This is a genomic window from Streptomyces sp. SID3343 (genome assembly GCF_009865215.1).
GTDB lineage: Bacteria > Actinomycetota > Actinomycetes > Streptomycetales > Streptomycetaceae > Embleya.
The window spans coordinates 20,612-38,521 of sequence record NZ_WWJX01001363.1 but is presented as its reverse complement, the minus strand read 5'-3'; the positions used below and the strand labels follow the sequence as shown (position 1 = coordinate 38,521).

Sequence of the window (17,910 nt, the reverse complement as noted above, 5' to 3'; positions counted from 1 at the left end):
CGACTTCGGTCGAGGACTCGTGGGCCCTCGGTTCGCGGCAGACGCCGCAATCGTCCAACGACACGGGCGTGCCCGGAGGTTACGGATGTTCACCCGAAAGGAGACGAAGCAGGGCGACAGGCCCCGGAAAGCGGGGGCGCGCACCTCGCCGGGTGGGTCGTGCTCGGCGAGGTGCGCGGCCGGTGGCCGGCGTGTGATCGGCTTCGGCCCCGAGCCGGCGCTCGGAGCCGCGAGCGTGCCGGCGTGGGTGGCCGGATCAGCGGCAGCCCAGGATCCAGGCTCCGGACGTCTCCGCCGGCAGTAGGTCGGCGCCGGTCGTCGCGGTGCGCTCGGGTGGCGAAGTCGCGGGTGACGGCGACGGTTCGGGCAGACCTGCGGCGGGTTTCGCGTCGTCGCCTGTCGGAGTCGTCGCGGGTGCGGTGGCGAAGAGGTGGTCCAGCACCTCGGTGCCGAACGCGAGTGCGGAGAGCGGGACGCGCTCGTCCACGCCGTGGAACATGCCCGCGTAGTCGAACGCTTCGGGCAGGCGCAGGGGCGAGAAGCCGTAGCACCGCATACCGAGGCCGGCGAACCACTTCGCGTCGGTCCCCGCGGACAGCAGGTACGGCGCGGTCACCGCCTCGGAATCGGCACTGCGCAGGCTGACCTGCAGCGCGTGGTAGAACTCGCCCTCCGGTGCGGTCTCCACGGCCGGACTGTGCCGAAGGACCTCCAGGTGCACGTCGGGCCCGGCCAAATCGCGCATCAGGGTGTCGAAGGATTGCGCGTGACCGGGCAGAAAGCGACCGTCGATGGTCGCCTGCGCGTAGTCGGCGAAGTGTCCGGGGCGCACCGGCGAGGTGGTGACGATGGTGGGGGCCGCGGTGTCGGTGAAGTCCAGGGCGGCCATCGGCGCGAACGTCGGTAGCAGGGCCCGGAGTTCGTCGATGCTCCGGGGCCGGCTCGGATCGAGGTCGCGACCGGTGTGCAGGGAGAGGGCGTCGAGGAACGCCCGACTGGCGGCGGGGACGTCACGGGGGAGGGAGTGGGTCGCCATCCGGGTGATCGCCTCGCTCACGGTCAGCACCGGATTCGGCCGGCCCGGGCCGCGGCGCGCGCTGACCCGGATCCAGTGCACCCCCTTCTCGCCGATCTGGATGGGATACAGGCGTCGTCCGTCGGGGAGGGTACAACTGAACGCCCCGATCTCGCCGATGGCCTCGGTGCAGTCGGCCAACTGGTCGCGGTGCCGGGTGACCAGGTGTCGGGCACCGTACTCGCCGCCGGACTCCTCGTCGGCGACGAAGGCGAAGACGATGTCGCGGTGGGGGGAGCGGCCCGTGCGGGCGTACGAGCGCGCGACCGCGAGGGACATCGCGACCATGTCCTTCATGTCGATGGCGCCGCGTCCCCACAGGCAGTCGTCCCGTACTTCACCGGAGTAGGGGTCCACGCTCCACTCGCAGGCGTCGGCGGGCACCGTGTCCAGGTGCGCGTGCACGAGGAGGGCCGGGGCGTCGGTGGATCCCGGTAAGCGGGCGAGGACGCTCGCGCGACCCGGCGCGCTCTCGGTCAACGTCGCCGCCAGCCCGACTTCCTCCAGGCGTGCCGCCACGTACTCCGCCGCCGGACGCTCCGGATGCTCTCCGTCGTTGCACGTGTTGATCCGGAGCAGGTCGGCGCACATCGCGACGGCGTCGCGGGCGGTGTGTTCCCGCTCGGTCGTGGTCGGGGCGGGGGACTGTGCGTTCATGAGCTTTTCCTCGGGGAGGCTGGGGACGGACCGGCATCGGCGTCTGTCCTGACAACGGGCATCGGTGTCGGTCCCGACGACGGGCCCGGGATCACCGGACGGAAGCGACGCGAGGGGTGAGCGCCCCGCGCGTGGTGCCCCGGCACCGTCGCCGGGGCACCACGCGCGAGCCGACTGCCGCCGTCCGGTGCGAAGGGGGGAGCCGCGTGGTCAGTCGGTCCACCACGTGCCGGAGTGGATGCGCGTGGTCCAGGTGCGGGCGTCGAAGATCGCGTAGCCGGGCTGGATGGGCACCGGGGTGACATCGGGGATGTCCATCGCCTCGAAGGCGACCCGCTCGACGAGGACGCCCTCGCACAGCGGCGGGGTGCCGCCGTAGATCGGGACGGTGCGCTCGTCGACCCACCACTGGTCGAACATCTGCGGTGAGACCAACTGCGGCCGCTCGGGCATGAATCGCTCGATCAGTTGCCGCACGTTCCGCTCGTCGAGTTCGACCCCCTTGGGCAGGCCGTAGACCTCTTCGATGGGCATGGAGTCGTGGGTGTACCTGAACACGTAGGCCGCGTGCCCGATGGTCAGGACGGTCAGCACGGACCGGACGCGCTGCGAGCGGCGGAACGCCTCGTGGAGTGCGTAGTGGGCGTCGACGGCGTAGACGTCGATCTGGTCGAGGATGATGTCGCAGCCTTCGACGAAGGCGTCGGCGGTCTCGTCGGTGAGGCCCTGCGGGAACACGTCGATGTCGACGTCCTCGGTGAGTTCGAACGCCATCTCGCCCACCACCTCGGCCTTGTTGCGACCCAAGTGCTTGATGTCGGCGCCGACTTGGCGCTGGATGTTGCTGACGTCGAAGCTGTCGCAGTCGGCGAGCTTGAGGTGGCGCACGCCCATCCGGACCAGGCGCAAAGCGGTGGAGCCGCCGATCCCACCGGTGCCGGCTATGCCCACGACACAGTCGCGAAGCTTCACCTGCCGGGCGCGTTGCTCTTCGAGGGTGTCGCCGAGCCAGCCGAGGTTGCGGTCGACCCGCTCCCAGTAGAAGTCGTCGTCGTAGGTGCCTCGGTGGGTGATGATTTGCGGCGTGGACATGGTGTTCCTTTCGCAGGGGTGGGCAACCACAAGGAGCGCAACCGAAGGGTGCGCGAACGGGGTTCGGGAGATACGGGCCGGCGGAACGCCGCAGCGGTCGTGCGGTCGCGGGTCCGCGCCGGTCAGGCGAGCCGTACGGGGGTCGGATCGGCGACCGCCCAAGCACACGACTCGGTTGCGTCGGCGGTCAGTGACTTGACCAGTGCGCTCCCGGGATGGCGCAGGAAGCGACGGGGGCCGGCGATCGGCGGGGTGGACGTGTGTCGATATCCGTGACGTTGGTAGAGGCGCACGGCCGGGTTGCCTTCGAGGCAGTACAACAGGACGGCGCGGTGGCCGGTGCGGCGGGCGCCGTCCTCCAACCGGCCGACCAGTTGCTGCCCCAGGCCCCGCCCGCGCAGTGCCGGATCGACGACCAGGCTGTGCAGTTGCGCGGTATCGGCTGGCAGGGGCGCGCAGACGAGGGACTGGAGTTTGGCGTAGCCCCCGACGAAGGTCAGTGCCGCGTTGGTGCCCAGGAGCGCGCGAGCCTCGCGAAGGACGGGACCAAGCGGCGTGGGACGACGCTGGCCGGCGCCGGGGGACAGGGCGCCGTAGCCCACGACCGATCCGTCTTCCTCCTCGAGGATCAGGCCGTTGCGCACGACGGTTTCGTCGTGCCGGATCAGCCGGAACAACAACTCGACTCGGGCGTCGTCGCCGCCGCGGAGCATGCGCGGCGTCTCCGCTTCGTACAACCGGGTCAACAGGCGTGCCACATCGCGCAGATCCGCGGGGTGGGCCGGGCGGATCCCACCGGGGGGATGATGTCGGGCCCGCGCTGTGATACGAGGCGTCGTGACACGAGGTGACTGCGTTTCACGATTCATGGCTTCATGAAATGCGTTTGTGTCGGCTGGGTCAAGGTGGGGGTAGGAACCGCTTCGCGGATCCGGCCATGGTCATCCGACACGTGTGCAGTTTCGATCGGTGGTCGGTCCGCGAACGTGTGAGATCACCGCGGGCGGACGGACGCGCTCGCTCGGATCGACGCTGTGGTGGCGCGTGTTCGAAATGCCTTGACGTTTGCGTGTCGGAGAAGGGTGGACCGATGAACGTGGCTCCGGCGTTGTGTCTGCGCGAGGGCGACCGAGATCGTCTGGAGGCGTTGGCGAGGATGTCGACCGCCCCGGCCGGGCTGGTGACGCGGGCTCGGATTCTGTTGCTCGCCGCGCGGGGACTGCCCAACGCGAAAATCGCCGAACACCTGGGAACATCGCGTCCGACGGTGGTCAAGTGGCGTACTCGGTATGTGAGTTCCGGCCTCGATGCACTGGGGGATCTGCCCCGTCCGGGTCGGCCGGCCTCGGTCGACGACGTCGCGGTGATGGTCGCGACGTTGGCCGATCGGGGGGTGCCCCCGGCGCGTTTGGCGGCCTCGCGCTGGTCGTGCCGGCTGTTGGGGCGGGAGTTGGGGCTGGCCCACTCCAGCATCGCCGGCGTCTGGCGCAGGTGGAACGTTCGCCCCCGGTATCCGGAGACGTTCAGGTTTCCCACGGACCCGCCGCTGGGCCCGTGGATCGGCGAGGTCGACGGGCTGTACCTGACCGCGCCGTACAACGCGGTCGTGGTCGGCTGCGACAACGGTGGTTCGGCCCTCGGAACCGACCGGGTACGCGTCTTGCCGGTCGGGTATCGGCCACCCCGCCCCACCGGCGACGACGAGGGAGCCCGATCGTTGTCGACGGCCTTGACGGCCGGCGTCGCTGCCGCTTGCGGTCGCCCCGACGGCGAGGGCCTCGTCGGCTTCCTCGAACAGGTCTCCCGGGCCCGCCCGTACACGTGTCTGCACGTGGTGACCGACGATCGTGGCGCGGCCGAACTCCCCGAGGTCAAGGCCTGGTCGGCGGGTAATCCACAGGTGACCGTGCACCGGACCCGCGTGTCCGGCCGCTGGCTCCACGTCGCGGCGATACTTCTGGGCCTGGGCACCCGCCCGGACCCCGCCGGATCCGATACCGCGCCCTGGCCTCGCCCGGACGTGGCGATGCGCGCCCTCGTCGCCGGACATCGCGTCCACGGCACATCCTTCGCCTGGACCAAGGACGCGTCGGCCGACCCGCGCGAAAGCCGATCGTCAACGGAGTTCGTGCACATGTTGCGAGCGGAGCGCTCCGGCGTACGCCCGGTGCGCTGTCCGCGCGCCCTTGCGCCGGTCGCCGACAGCGCCGGAAAACTCGCGTCGAGGGCTTGGTCGCCGTCGTCGCGCCGCGACGGACAACAGCCGAAACTCGTCCCTGGCGACGGAGTCGGGGGCCGCGCCTTCCCGGATGAAAGGGAACCGGGGGACCGGCGGGGCGGACCGGACTGACGGTCGACCGGGCGCATCCGAGGCCGCTACCGCGACGAACGGCCGCGCTCGTCAGGCGCCGGCCTCGCCGGTGCGTATCCGGACACCCAACAGGTTCGAGAATTCCCTGTGCCCGACGACCGTCACCCGCATGGCCCGGGTACCGCGCTCGCCGGCCAGTAGTTCGCGTGCCACGAGCGCGTCCAACAAGGCGACTCCCAGAACGCCTCCGAGGTGCGGCTGACGCTCCGTCCAGTCCATACAGGCGAACGCCAGACGACGGCGTCCGGGCCGCAACGCGTCCAGGTCGACACCCACGGACGAGAACACAGTCGCCGCCCGGGGACCGAAGAGGACGTCCGCGCGAACGCCCTCCGGGGCCAGGAGGGCCTCCTCCTCGACCAGGTGACGCAACAGGGCGACGCCCAACCGACCGGCGAGATGTCCGTAGCACGAGCGGGCCTGTGCCAACGGCGACAGGGCGGGCGGTACCCGGTGCGGGGCCGCCGCCGGAGCCTCGGTGACCACCATGCGCAGGCTGGCGAGCGCCTCGCCGATGTGCGGACCGGCCAACTGGTAGATCGCGTGCCGGCCACAGCGCTCGACCGTGACCAACTTGGCGGAACGCAGCCGCGCCAGGTGGTTTCCCACCCGCGATCCGGTCATCTGGAGCGCCTCGGCGATCTCCGACATGGCCTGCGGTCCCTCGACCACGAGCAGATCCAAGATCGCGAAGCGGGTCGGGTCGGCGATCTCCCGGGCGAACGCGGTTACGCCGTCCGACATTCGCTGCACAGCCCGGCCTGATGCCTCGTCAGCCGCCATGGCCGCACCTCCTCGTTGGTCGGTAAAGAATACCTAAAGTCAATCATCCATCACAATCCCCTGAAACGTGATGCATACTTGTGACGGTCACGTCACTCGCCGCAGCATCCGGATCGGCTCCCGATCACCTCGCAGCACCCGAAGCACCCACATCGCCTCGCGCGTGAGTCCGCCTTCGACGAGGAAGAGGCATGAGCCCCCCACCGCGCAACACCGCAGCAACGACCCGACGTTCCCCCGTCGCCTTCGCGGCGACCGCATACGTGCTCGCGGTCCTGTTGGTCGGCCCGAACGTCCCGACCCCGCTCTACCCCACCTACCGGCAGGCGTTCGGCTTCAGCCCGCTGACCGTGACCCTGATCTACGCGGTGTACGCGGGCACCCTGATTCCGTCCCTCCTGCTCTTCGGCCCCCTCTCGGACGCCCTCGGACGTCGCCGAGTCCTGTACTGGGCCCTGGCCTTGGCCGCCGCCGGCGCCGTGCTGCTGGCCTACGCCCAGGGCACGGGCTGGTTGTTTCTCGGGCGCATGTTGCAGGGCGTCTCCATCGGGGCCGGCTCCGGGGCCGCGTCGGCGGCCCTACGCGAGACCGAACCGTCGGACAACCGCACCCGCGCCGCCATCGCGGCCTCGGCGGCGATGGTGGGCGGCAGCGCCGTGGGGCCCGTACTGGCCGGCGTTCTCGTCCAATACGCCCCCGCTCCCCGGCACTTGAGCTACCTCGTCTACCTGGTCCTGCTCGGCATCGGGGCCGTCGCGCTGTCGGCCCTGCACGAGCCTCGGCCCACCCAGACGTGGAAACCCCAACGTCCCGGCGTCCCCGCGCACATGCGGGTGCCGTTCGCCATCGCGGGGGCCACCGCATTCCTGGTGTGGGCCGTCACCGCCCTGTTCCTCGCCCTGATCCCCTCGTTCGTCGCCGGCGTCCTGCACACGCCCAACACCGCGGTATCGGGCGCCGTGGTGACCGCGATGCTCGCCGGCTCGGCCCTGGTGCAACTGTGCGGGCGTTCGTGGCCCGCCCTGCGCGTGCAGATCACCGGCCTGGTCGTCGTCGTCGCGGGCTTGGCGGTGCTCAACGCGGCCGGCTACCGCGCGTCGGTGACCCTCCTGCTGGTCGCCGCCGTCGTCGCGGGCGTCGGACAGGGCATGGCCTTCCTGGGCGCCATGAAGGAAGTCAACCTCAACGCCCCGCCCGCCCGCCTCGCCGAGGTGATCTCCGGCTTCTACGTGGTCGTCTACCTGGGCGTCGGCGTACCGATCATCGGAGTCGGCGTGCTGGCCACTCACGTGGGACTGCTCACCGCCGTACGCGAGTTCTCGCTGGCGGTGGGCGTCATCGGAATCGCGCTGGCCGCGGTACTGGCCCTGTACGCGCGCCGCCGCACCGCGCATCCCGCGTCGTCGGACCCGGACGAACGCACCCACGTACCACCCCCCGACACATCCATTCCACCCCTCAAACACGGAGGTTGAGCACATGAACGACGGCATTCGCCCCGACCACGGCCACGACGGCGCCACCGTGACCCTCGCCGCCGTAGGCGACGTCTTCCTCGACCGACCCGACCCCCACGCCGCCTTCGAACGAGTGGCCCCGATCTTCGCCGAGGCCGATCACGTCTTCGGCAACTCGGAGGGCATCTACGCCGATCGGTACGACCGCGCCCCCAGCGCGGGCGTCGCGATCACCGCCCCCGCCGCCCACGCGGCCCCACTGGCCGCGGCCGGATTCTCGGTGCTGTCGGTGGCCAACAACCACATCGGCGACGGCGGCCACAGCGGCCTGCTGGAAAACGAGCGAATACTGCGCGGACACGGCATCGCCCTCGCGGGCGCGGGCGCCGACCTCGACCGGGCCCGCACCCCCGCCATCCTGCGCCACCACGGCGTGCGCACGGCCGTCCTGGCGTACTCCTCGACGTTTCCCTCGGGATACGAGGCCCGACAAGACGTACCGGGCCTCGCCCCCCTGCGCTCACACAACCTCTACCGCCCGTACGAGCACGGCGAGTGGAGCCCCGGCCTGCTGCCCCAGGTCGTCACCATGCCGCACGAGCAGGACCACGCCCGCCTGACCGAGGACATCGACCACGCTCGTCGACAGGCCGACGTGGTCGTGGTCAGCGTCCACGCGGGAGACTTCACTCGTCCCTACGTCCTCACCGACCACGAACGACGCACCGCGCGCTTCGCCATCGACGCCGGCGCCGACCTGGTCCTGGGCCACCACCATCACCTGCTGCGCGGCATCGAGTTCTACCGGGGCAAGCCGATCCTGTACGGCCTCGGTCACTTCGCCTTCGACCTTCCCGACCTCGACACCCGCCTGGCGGCCGAGGGTTACCTGGGCGAATCCAGCCCGGAGGACTCACTGGCGGCCCGCCGACGCGCCGGCGAATACCGCCTGTGGCCCCAGCCCGGCTACCCCCTCCTGCCGTTTCACCCCGACGCCCGGATGTCGATGATCGCGGTACTGCGGCTGCACCCCACCGGTGACACTCGGGTGGGCCTCATCCCGTGCACCCTCGCCCCGGACGGCAAACCCGTCCCGCACTCCGCCGCCGACCCGGACGGCGCCAGGGTGCTCGACTACCTCGGCCGTTGCTGCGCCGAAGAGGGCCTGCCCGTGCGTTTCGAACCCGACGCCATGGGCAAGCTCGGCGGCCACCCGATCACCGCGGTCCTCCCCACGAACTAGGCGAACGCGTACGTGGGGTCGACGTTGCGAGGGCGGCCCCCGTTTTCCGGCGGCCGCCCTCGGCCCGAACATCGCAGCCCGTCGCCGCCACAGCACGCGTACGAGGCAGGGGCGCCGCCGACCGGTAGGGCGCGGGGTTTCCTCCGAACCGCGCGGCGATGCTCGGCACGCACAGTCACCCTCCGAGTACTTCACGGTCCTCCCCCTCTCGTGTCACAAACGTGTCTTGGCCTCTCACGCCCGGCAACCGAAACGGCGGCACTTGTGTCAAAAGATGCGAGAGCCCGCTCGCCCGGAGCGGTACCCGACCAGACTCGGAGGACAGCACCATGCGCGTTCGGAAGATTTCGGTGTTCACCCTGGCCACTGTGGCTGCCGGCCTGGCGCTTACGGCTTGCGACAACGGCGGCAGCGACAATGCCTCGTCTTCCACCACCAGTTCGTCCGTCGCCACCGGCACCCCGCAACCCCGGACGCCCGAAGCAAACACCGCCCCCGGCTCCAGCCACACCGGCACCCCTTCCGGCTCCCCCCGCGGCACGTCCTCGGGTACACCCGTGAAGCCGGGGGCCAAGTGCACGGACCAGGTCGACTATGCGGGGGATCCGCGGCCCAACGCGGACATCAACTCGATCGGCCAGAAGACGGGCTTTTGCCCGGCGCCGGAGAAGGCCGGCGCGTCGTCGGGTACGCCCGTGAAGCCGGGGGCCAAGTGCACGGATCAGATCGACTACGCGGGGGATCCGCGGCCCAACGCGGACATCAACTCGATCGGCCAGAAGACGGGCTTTTGCCCGGCGCCGGAGAAGGCCGGCGCGTCGTCGGGTACGCCCGTCAAGCCGGGGACGAAGTGCACGGACCAGATCGACTACGCGGGGGACACCAGGCCCAACGCGGACATCAACTCCATCGGCCAGAAGACGGGCTATTGCCCGCCGGTCGAGCGTCGGTGACGTCCAGCCGACACGTGGCGCCGATGACACGACAGCAACTCCTACGCGCCCGTTCGTGCCGCGCTCTCGATGTGGACGCGTTGCAGCGGAGCCGGGGACAGGACCGGGTGGGCGCGTAGGTACGCGGTGAAGGCCGTGCGATCCGTGTTGCCGCGTACGGCGTTCGTGAAGTCGCCGAAGGAGAAGCCGTCGTTGCCCAGGGCCGTGTACGCGAGGGCGGCCACCCGGTAGGAGCGGGTGGGGACGAGCGATGCGCCGTCGACGACTACGTTTGCGATGCGATTGCCCAATGCGCGGGTGGGGTCGTAGGAGTAGGACGCGTTGCGGGAGACGGCGAGCGGCACTCTGAACTCGGTTCCGTCGTCTGCGGTGCGCCACTGCTGCTCCAGGATCGCCTTCAGGCGAGCGCCGGTCACGGTCACGACAAGTACCGGATTGCCGTAGCCGTAGGCGTCCCACGCCTCGCCGAACAGGATCCGGCCGTCGGCGTCCTGCGGGTGAGGGCCCTTCGCGTACAGCAGATCGCCGCCGATCGCGCTCTCGGCGGGGCCCGGTGGATCGGCCACGAGGGCGAGGTCGGGCTTGCCCGCGGGGGTGCGGTCGGCCTCCCAGTACTGGACATCGGCGAAGAGGTCCGCGGCGGTGCTCTCACCGGCTTCGTTCGGTGTGCGCAGGAAGTCCCCCGTCTGCTGGGCCAGTTCCGACAGGTATCGGGAACTGCCCTGTGCGTTCCAGTAGTCCACGATCCGCTGCATCGCCGGATCGGCGACGACGTCGCGAGTGACGGGATGGTTGACCGAGCGGGTGCGCTCGCGCACGACCTCACCGGTTCCGGGATCCAGCGACAGGTCGATCTCGTTGATCAACGATCCGTGGTTCCCCGCTTCGACGACCGGCCGGGGCACACCGGCGGGATCGTCGATCATGCAGTTGAAGTGAGCGTGCCAATGCCCGGTGACCACGACGTCCACATCCGACGAGACCTGCCTGGCGATATCGACGGCGGGGCCGGCCACATTGTCGCAGTTGTCGTAGGGGGCTCCCGCCCCGCTCTGCGGTTGGGCGCCTTCGTGCATGTTGAGGACGATGGCCCGGACACCGCGGGCGACGAGTTCGGCGGCGTACTTGTTCGTCGACTCCACGATGTCCAGCGCGCGCAGGGTCGGCTGGTACGACGTGGAACCCACCGGCGTGCTGGGGACGGTCATGCCGATGAACCCGACCGGGAAGAGTCGGCCGGCGTCGTCGGCCACCCATTCGACGTGGTACGGGGAGACGACAGGTTTGCCCGAGTCCGCGTACACGATGTTGCCCGATTGGTAGTCGAAGTCGGCCCCGTGAAAACGCGCGCCCGTGGAGTCCGTGAAACAGCTGTCCCGGCCGATCGTCCCGAAGCACGCTCCGTTTTCCATGTGATCGATCAGGAAGGAGGGCGAGACGTCGAGTTCGTGGTTGCCCAATGCCGAGAAACGCACACCCAGGGCGTTCAGCACCTCGACGGTGGGCTCGTTCGCGTGCGCCGCGACCTCGAACGGCCAACCGGAGAAGGCGTCCCCGCTCGCGTACAGCAGCGAGTTCGGCCGGCCCGCCCGCAGTCGTTGCACGTGCGTCGCCAGGTAGGCCGCCCCGCCCACCGTCACCAGGTCACCGCCCGGACCGGGGATCACGCCGTCGTCGCCGGGACGGGGAGGGTTGAGGTAGCCGTGGAAATCGGTGATGCCCAGGAGCTGGACCGATACGGGATCCGCCGTCACGGCGGCGTGCGCGGGCAGCGGAGCCATCGCCACGAGCAACGCGGCGAACGCCGCGAACGCGGCGAACGCGGCCGGAGTGACGGTCCGAAGGAAGGGACGCCGCACGGATGAACCTCCTTGGCGATGTGGGCGTGCGGACGTCGACCCTCACCATGCGAGGCCGGCGCACCGACGAGGTCCGCTCGTCCGGCGATTCCCCGGCAGGCGGATCCGAGCGAAGGGCCCCGATTCAAGACGCGGCTTCGTGGGTCGGTGAGAGCACTGGTGGTGATCATGTTGCCTGGCGATGCCGTGGCAGCCCGCACCGACACGTCGACATATTAGGATTTTCCGACTTATGCACACCGTAGCTCGGCCGACCCCGAGGCCGACGCGACCCGCAGCGCGGTGGGTTTCGTCGTCACCCACGCGCGGCGGCCTCCCCACGCGCTGTCCGCGAAGGCCACTCACCCGCCCCCTTCGACCTCTCGTAACCACGCGAGGAGGCGCTGCCGCCGCAGCGTGTGTACGAACGTGAACGCCGGCCGCCATGACCGTCGGCCTTCTCGTCGACGTTGCGGCGGCAGGGGCGCAGATGTGCCCGAGGAGTCCCGGTGCGCGGTTCCAGGCGCGGCGTCAAGCGAGAGACGGAGGTGTCAAAAACCGATATTTCCTGCAAGGGAAAACTGAATCCCGCCAACGCCCGAAATCCTATCGAGAACCGGCAAGAAGTTTGACCGAGAGACTAATCGGGGTCGGTTGAACGGCGTTCTCGCAGAACGCGAAAAGCAGCCGAGAAAGGCCGACGAGGCGCTCGCCCGCTCGTGAGCCGGCGGGAATGGCCACGTCTGTCCTCGGCCCCCAGCGCTGCGTGGTCCCATGAGGCCGTAGAGTGACCGGAGTCAGCCGAGGCCGGGTCGACGCCTATTGTATTTCGAAGCATGGGAAGCATTCGTGTCTGGCACCACAACCGCCACAGAAACCGATGACACTGCACGCGGAGACTCGAAATCATCCGTCGATGACTTGAAATCGCCGTCAGCCTGCCCAGCCTTTCGTTGGAACGTCACTTTGACCGTGTTACCGGCCTTCGCCGTGGCGGTCATGGCCTGGCGGCACCGGGCACTCACCGACGACGGCACGATCTTTCTGCGGACCGTGCGGCAGATCCTGGCCGGGAACGGCCCGGTGCTCAACATCGACGAACGAGTCGAGGCCAACACGAGCACACTGTGGCAATGGCTCCTGGTGCTGCTGGGCGGGGTGTTCCCCGGTGACCTGGGGTACATCGCGGTCGTCACCGGCGTACTGCTGACCGCCGTCGGGGTGTTCATCGCCTGCGACGCCACCCGCCGCCTGTACACGTCGCGACGAACCGGACGATGGACCGCTCCGGCCGGCATGCTCGTGCTGTGCGCCGTGCCACCGTTCTGGGACTTCGCTTCCGGTGGTCTGGACTCGGGGTTGGGCACGTTCTGGCTGAGTGTCTGTTGGTGGCTGCTCGTACGCTCACAGGGTGCTTTGCGGCAACACGAGCGAACGGCCCACGCGTTCGTCTACGGCCTCGGCGTCCTGGTCCGTCCCGACCTGTTCATCGTCACCGCCGTCTTCTTCTGCGCCACGGTGATCCTGCACCGTCCCACTTGGCGGCAGACGGCCGCGCAACTCACGGCCTTGGCGGCGCTCCCGCTCGCCTACGAGGTGTTTCGGGCCGGCTACTACGGCTTGCTCACTCCGATGCCCGCACTCACCAAGGAAGCCGGACAGACCGAACTCGGACCGGGGTTGCGCTACCTGCGCGACTTCGGGGTTCCCTACGCGCTGTACGTACCCGCTGCTTTTCTGGTGCTCGCCGCCGTCGCGCTCGCCCGGCGCCGACCCATCGGTCGACTCCTGATCCTGCCCGCAACCCCGGTGATCGCCGCGACCGCGATGACCATATATGTCGTCAAGGTCGGCGGCGACTACATGCACGCCCGCATGCTACTTCCGGCGATGTACCTGGCCCTTCTTCCCGTCCTGCTGCTGCCCGCCACCCGCCTGCTGATCCCCGTCGCCGCGACGATCGGGATCTGGACCGTCGCAGTGATCGGGCCCTGGAACCCGGCCGCCTACCACTCCACTTCGTCCTCGACCACCCGGGTCCGCGACGACGACATCGGACTCACCGGCGCCCACAATCCCGACGACACGCGCGACTGGACCTCGGCCTTTCCCGGGCTCGAGGACAGTCTGAGCGCCGCCGACGCGGCCGGCGCACCCGTCCTCCTGCGCCTGCGCCCCTCCGACTTCGGCCCCGACCTGCTGATGCCCCTCAACCCGGCCTACCAGGACACCAGGGTCTCCGTCCCCGGCTGGTATCTCGGTGTCACCGGCGAGATCGTGCCCTTGGACCAACGCATCGTCGAGATGTGGGGTTTGGCGAATACGTTGGGCGCGCATCTGGAGTACACCCCCGGGTGGGAGGCGAAACTGCCCGGCCATCGCAAGTTGATCGACGATGTGTGGCTTCTCGCCCTGGACCTCGACCCACGGATCGTCGACCCACCGCCCGGCGCCATCGCGGTGACCCGTGAGAACCTCGCCGCCGCCCGCCACGCGCTGTCGTGCGGTGACCTGAAGGGCCTCATGGACTCCACGCGCGCGCCGCTCACCGCCGGTCGCTTCCTCGACAACCTGACGGGCGCCTGGAAACGAACGAAACTGCGCATCCCACGAGACCCGTTCACCGCGGAACGCCGATTCTGTGATCGATAGCGCCAATCACGCCCGTCACCGCGTTCAGGGGTTCGCTCCCGCTCAAGCCGAGCGGGACCAGCGTGCCGCCACCCTTGCCCGAGTCGTCCTGCCAACTGCGCTCGGGCTTGGGGAATGCCGCGATGTCGTGCCGGAAGCGGCGGGCGTTGCCTCGACCGACGGCAGTCCGGATTTCCGTCGCCCGGGTTCCGCCATGCGTCGCCCCGTTCCCATGGCGACACTCGATCCACCGGTTCGATCACCTCGTCGATCGGAGCCCGTACTCGGTAAGCCACCCGAGCACGTCTTGGCGCGAGGTTTCGACCAGGCGCCCGCCGGTGAAGCGGATGTCGTCGGTCACCTCTGCCACGCACTCCGGAGGGGGAACGAACGACTGCGCCTCCTCGTCGGTGGCGAACTCGGCCTCGCCGAGAACCAGCCCTCGCAGGGGCCCGTCGAAGACGTCGACGCCGAGGGGAGGCACGCTGAAACGCGTCTTGGACAGTGTCGAGGCCGGCAGCGAGGCGAGCAGGTCGTACTCGGCCGGTGACAGGTACGTATTCGTGATCAGCCCTTGGACACCGCCGGGACGAGGGATCGGCACCTTCTGGGTGAGCTTGAGTTCGCGCTCGCCGTCCGGGAGTTCGGCGCGACGCAGCCGCAGACGTGTTCCCACCAGATACCGGTCGGTGATCACGCGGGAGACCGTCACCGAGGACAGTGCCGGCGGTTCGGCCAGCAGGAACCGCCTCTCCCGCTCGACGCGTGCGTACTTTCCCGGGCGAACCGCCCGCCCCTGAACCCCACCGGTCTTGTCCGTCGTCATGAGGACAGCATCACAGCCGCTTCCCTCGGTTCGCCCCCGCCAAGACGCCGCAGAACAAACAACCGATCGAGAGGACCGACGACACGTGCTGCAGCCCGGGGTCGGCGAGCTGTTCCAACGAACCGGATGCTCCACCCGCCGCACCGCCACCATCGTCCAGGCCGTCCACGCCCCCTGATCCGCACGTGTTCAGGACCGAAACGGTTCAGTGCTCGCAGAGGGAGAATTCTCGTTCGTAGAGCTGCTCGTTGTGTTCGTCGACGAAGAACTTGCGTTCCCGCATGAGCTGTTCGCGGTACTCCCTGGCCTGTTCGAGCGTCATGGTCGAGGTGTCGAACCACGGCTGTTGCGGCGGTACATCGGATGTCGAGACGATCTGTTCCGACGGGTCGACCAGGAAGAACGCGAGGATTTTTCGATGCCCCGGGCGGGTGGGGTCCGCAAGGCGGAATGAGCCGACGCGGTGTTGCAGGATGTTCGGGAACGCCAGGCAGCGGCCCGCCGGGGTCGATGTCGATCCCAGCATCTGGTTCAGTGCGTCCTCGTCCTCCAGACCGTAGACCTCGCGCAAACCGTTGTCGTCGTTTTGTTCGTAGGACGGGTCGTCGAGTGCCGCCCGGAAAGCCAGCCGGCTTTCGGTGATGTTCTCGCTGTCCCAGTAGTGGATGGCGGTCGACACGATCCGCTCGTTCAGCATCCCCTCGACATGCCAGGAACCGCCGGGGTACTCGGGCTTGTCCGGGGTGAGCCGAATGGTGGCAAGCTTGACGATGACCTGGAGACGGCGGCCGCGCAGGTCGACTCGGGCGGATTCGTCGGGCAACGCGGGAGGGGTGAAGGCCGGGGCGTCCGGGACGGTCGGACGGCGGTTCTCCCACCAGTCGTCCTGGGCCCCTTCCCACGCACGGACGGCTTCTGCGTAGACCTCGTCGTCAGGGTATGAGGTTTTGTTCGGATATTCCGGCTCCGAGTCGTACCAGCCGAAAGGATCGGCCCGGATCCGCGGGGGTCGGGGGTGGCGCAGGTCGGTGAGCACGTTTTCCAGCAGCGGACGCAAGCGCGCGAACACGTCCGGCAGGACGCACGCCAGTTCGCGATGAGTCTCGGGGTGGAGATTGTTGACGTACGAACGGAACGCGACATCGCCGTCGTCACCGACGTCGACGTCCGTGGGCAACCACTGGAATCTCTCCGAGAATTCGTACCGCGAGTAACGGGTCGTCGGGTTTTGCCAAGCCCGCTCGGGCGCACCGCTCACCTCTCGCACCAGGCAGAACAACGAGGGGTGCAGCAGATCCAATACCTGGCCGTCGGATCCGGGATGCCAGTCCTGTTCGGCCTCGGGGACCTGCTCCAGGACCCGAACCGCCGCGCGCAGCCGGGATCCGAGCCGGTCGTCGATCAGCGTGTCCGACTGCCACACCCCGTCGACGGCGGACACCTCGATGCCGGTTCGGGCGTCCCGCAGCGCGGCGTAATGCGAGAGTTCGGCAATTACGTATCGAACCTGCGCTTCGGTGAGGCCCTGGGCGACGGCTTCTCGCGTCCATCCGGCGACGATGTCGGCATCGTTCATCTTGTCGAACCACCGCGGCTTCGCCCGAATGTGGGAGCTGCACTGCATCATCCGAAGCTCACCCAGCGTTCGGGGGGTCGCGAACGATATGGAACGGGAAGCATGAAAGGGCAGCGGGAAAGCGGACAGGCCGGTCAATTTTCTTGGTCCTCCCAAGTCGGTACGCGGTGGCGAGAATACGGCAGCAGACCGACACCGCAGCCGTGCTCCCGGTCGTCACCGGTCCGGAAGCCAGGGCGTCGACCGATCGTCCCCGACCGGGGTCGCGGCGGGCCTCACGAAGTGGCGTCGCCGTTTCGGGACTGTTCACTGCCGGTCAGGCGCTTGCCGATCAGGTCCCGGCACACCTCGACCGAGAAGGCCATCAGCGCGCCGGCCTGGGCGTCGCGGAAGTGCCGTTGGATCGGGGAGGATCGCAGGAAGCCCGAGCCGCCACCGACCCGAAGCCCGAACTCCGCGATCTCCTTGGCCACTTGATTGGCGTAGAGCTTCGCCTCCACGGCGGCGTCGAGGGCGCCGGGCGCGTTCCGGTCGGCGAGCCACATGGATCGTTCCGCGAGGACGCGTGCCGCCAGGAGCTTCACATGGGCGTCCGCGGCGTCGAAGTGGACCCATTGCATGTCGCCCACCGGTCTGCCGGTGCTCGGCACGACGCGCTTGCGGGCGTGCCCTACCAGCGCGTCGAGCGCGGCTTCGGCGACGCCGATCGACAGCCACGGCAGGCCGAGCGCGATGATGTTCGGCGCCGTCGGATCGGCGATCCGGCACCGGTTCTCGTGACGCAGCACGGTGTTGCGGAAATTCACCAACTGGCTGCGGGTGCCGCGCAGGCCCATCGAGTCCCAGATCGACACCGTCTCGATGCTGTCGTCCCGGCTCACCCCGAAGAACGCCGGTCCGTCGTCGAGCAGCGCGTTGACCAGGAAGTGGTCCGCGATCTCGCATCCGGACACGAACCGCTTCGCGCCGTCCAACGCGAATCCGCCGTCCACCGGTTCGGCGCGCTGGAGCGGCATCAGGAACAGGTTTCCGCCGGTCGGCTCCGACAGCGCGTTCGCGAACCGTTTGCCCGCCGCCAACTCCTGGGCATACACCGGCGGTCCGTGGCCGACCAGCACCTGCGCCGCGCCCAGATGCATCGTCCAGACGCACGCCGTCGACGGGCACGCCTTGCCGACGATGCGAAGGATCTCGCCGAGCGCCTGGTACGACAGCCCGGAGCCGCCCCGCTCCCGGGGCATCGCCGCCATGTCCAGGCCGGCCTCGTGCAACGCCTTCAGGTTGGCGACGGGGAGGGTGGCCTGATGATCGTGCTCGTCCGCAGTCGCCGCGAACTGCCGGGCCAGATCCCGCGCCGCGTCGACGAACCGCTGTTCTGCCCTGGGAACCGCAAACGGTGTAGTCACCG

The 17,910-nt window shown here is 69.1% G+C and carries 13 protein-coding genes; 5 read left to right on the top strand and 8 right to left on the bottom strand.

Annotation, left to right across the window (positions count from 1 at the left end; translation table 11 throughout):
- Positions 1-256: 256 nt before the first annotated feature.
- The 3 genes from GT354_RS43090 to GT354_RS43080 form a co-directional block, all read right to left on the bottom strand.
- Positions 257-1,732, bottom strand: coding sequence for a M20/M25/M40 family metallo-hydrolase (locus tag GT354_RS43090; protein WP_161362394.1), 1,476 nt, complete (start codon positions 1,730-1,732; stop codon positions 257-259).
- 210 nt (positions 1,733-1,942) lie between these two features.
- Positions 1,943-2,824 carry a ThiF family adenylyltransferase gene (locus tag GT354_RS43085; protein ID WP_161362391.1) on the bottom strand — a complete coding sequence of 294 codons (882 nt, stop codon included), beginning with the start codon at positions 2,822-2,824 and terminating at the stop codon, positions 1,943-1,945.
- Positions 2,825-2,946: 122 nt separating this feature from the next.
- The gene (locus GT354_RS43080) at positions 2,947-3,582 is read right to left on the bottom strand and encodes a GNAT family N-acetyltransferase (protein ID WP_161362389.1); all 636 of its coding nucleotides are present in this window, start codon (positions 3,580-3,582) and stop codon (positions 2,947-2,949) included.
- A gap of 332 nt (positions 3,583-3,914) precedes the next feature.
- Between GT354_RS43080 and GT354_RS43075 the strand changes: the two genes are divergently transcribed.
- Positions 3,915-5,174, top strand: coding sequence for a helix-turn-helix domain-containing protein (locus GT354_RS43075; RefSeq protein WP_161362387.1), 1,260 nt, complete (start codon positions 3,915-3,917; stop codon positions 5,172-5,174).
- Between the two features lie 51 nt (positions 5,175-5,225).
- Here the strand turns inward: GT354_RS43075 and GT354_RS43070 are convergent, their stop codons facing one another.
- On the bottom strand, positions 5,226-5,978 hold the full coding sequence (locus GT354_RS43070; protein WP_161362386.1) for a metalloregulator ArsR/SmtB family transcription factor: 753 nt from the start codon (positions 5,976-5,978) through the stop codon (positions 5,226-5,228).
- A 191-nt stretch (positions 5,979-6,169) separates the two neighbouring features.
- On the opposite strand from GT354_RS43070, the gene GT354_RS43065 reads away from it, so the two are divergent.
- The 3 genes from GT354_RS43065 to GT354_RS43055 all read left to right on the top strand — a co-directional run bounded on the left by GT354_RS43065 (position 6,170) and on the right by GT354_RS43055 (position 9,631).
- On the top strand, positions 6,170-7,453 hold the full coding sequence (locus GT354_RS43065) for an MFS transporter (RefSeq protein ID WP_161362384.1): 1,284 nt from the start codon (positions 6,170-6,172) through the stop codon (positions 7,451-7,453).
- A gap of 4 nt (positions 7,454-7,457) precedes the next feature.
- Positions 7,458-8,678, top strand: a complete 1,221-nt coding sequence (locus tag GT354_RS43060) for a CapA family protein (protein ID WP_161362382.1) — start codon at positions 7,458-7,460, stop codon at positions 8,676-8,678.
- A gap of 329 nt (positions 8,679-9,007) precedes the next feature.
- Positions 9,008-9,631, top strand: a complete 624-nt coding sequence (locus GT354_RS43055) for a hypothetical protein (RefSeq protein ID WP_161362380.1) — start codon at positions 9,008-9,010, stop codon at positions 9,629-9,631.
- Between the two features lie 41 nt (positions 9,632-9,672).
- Here the strand turns inward: GT354_RS43055 and GT354_RS43050 are convergent, their stop codons facing one another.
- Entirely contained in the window at positions 9,673-11,490 is a 1,818-nt protein-coding gene (locus GT354_RS43050; RefSeq protein ID WP_346012439.1) for a bifunctional metallophosphatase/5'-nucleotidase, read from the bottom strand.
- A 951-nt stretch (positions 11,491-12,441) separates the two neighbouring features.
- On the opposite strand from GT354_RS43050, the gene GT354_RS43045 reads away from it, so the two are divergent.
- Entirely contained in the window at positions 12,442-14,121 is a 1,680-nt protein-coding gene (locus GT354_RS43045) for a hypothetical protein (protein WP_161362379.1), read from the top strand.
- A gap of 238 nt (positions 14,122-14,359) precedes the next feature.
- Here GT354_RS43045 and GT354_RS43040 read toward each other — a convergent pair whose 3' ends face one another.
- The 3 genes from GT354_RS43040 to GT354_RS56865 all read right to left on the bottom strand — a co-directional run bounded on the left by GT354_RS43040 (position 14,360) and on the right by GT354_RS56865 (position 17,908).
- Positions 14,360-14,926: a hypothetical protein gene (locus GT354_RS43040; RefSeq protein WP_161362377.1), complete on the bottom strand. Its 567-nt coding sequence runs from the start codon at positions 14,924-14,926 to the stop codon at positions 14,360-14,362.
- A 205-nt stretch (positions 14,927-15,131) separates the two neighbouring features.
- Positions 15,132-16,640, bottom strand: a complete 1,509-nt coding sequence (locus GT354_RS43035; RefSeq protein ID WP_161362375.1) for a DUF4246 domain-containing protein — start codon at positions 16,638-16,640, stop codon at positions 15,132-15,134.
- 137 nt (positions 16,641-16,777) lie between these two features.
- Complete coding sequence (locus GT354_RS56865) at positions 16,778-17,908, bottom strand: acyl-CoA dehydrogenase family protein (RefSeq protein ID WP_161362360.1); 1,131 nt, start codon at positions 17,906-17,908, stop codon at positions 16,778-16,780.
- Positions 17,909-17,910: the final 2 nt, after the last annotated feature.

Bases quoted from the DNA above. Each gene is read 5' to 3' on its own strand.
- GT354_RS43040 (WP_161362377.1), bottom strand. From the start codon at position 14,926: ATGACGACGGACAAGACCGGTGGGGTTCAGGGGCGGGCGGTTCGCCCG.
- GT354_RS43090 (WP_161362394.1), bottom strand. From the start codon at position 1,732: ATGAACGCACAGTCCCCCGCCCCGACCACGACCGAGCGGGAACACACC.
- GT354_RS43075 (WP_161362387.1), top strand. From the start codon at position 3,915: ATGAACGTGGCTCCGGCGTTGTGTCTGCGCGAGGGCGACCGAGATCGT.
- GT354_RS43070 (WP_161362386.1), bottom strand. From the start codon at position 5,978: ATGGCGGCTGACGAGGCATCAGGCCGGGCTGTGCAGCGAATGTCGGAC.
- GT354_RS43085 (WP_161362391.1), bottom strand. From the start codon at position 2,824: ATGTCCACGCCGCAAATCATCACCCACCGAGGCACCTACGACGACGAC.
- GT354_RS43065 (WP_161362384.1), top strand. From the start codon at position 6,170: ATGAGCCCCCCACCGCGCAACACCGCAGCAACGACCCGACGTTCCCCC.
- GT354_RS43060 (WP_161362382.1), top strand. From the start codon at position 7,458: ATGAACGACGGCATTCGCCCCGACCACGGCCACGACGGCGCCACCGTG.
- GT354_RS43055 (WP_161362380.1), top strand. From the start codon at position 9,008: ATGCGCGTTCGGAAGATTTCGGTGTTCACCCTGGCCACTGTGGCTGCC.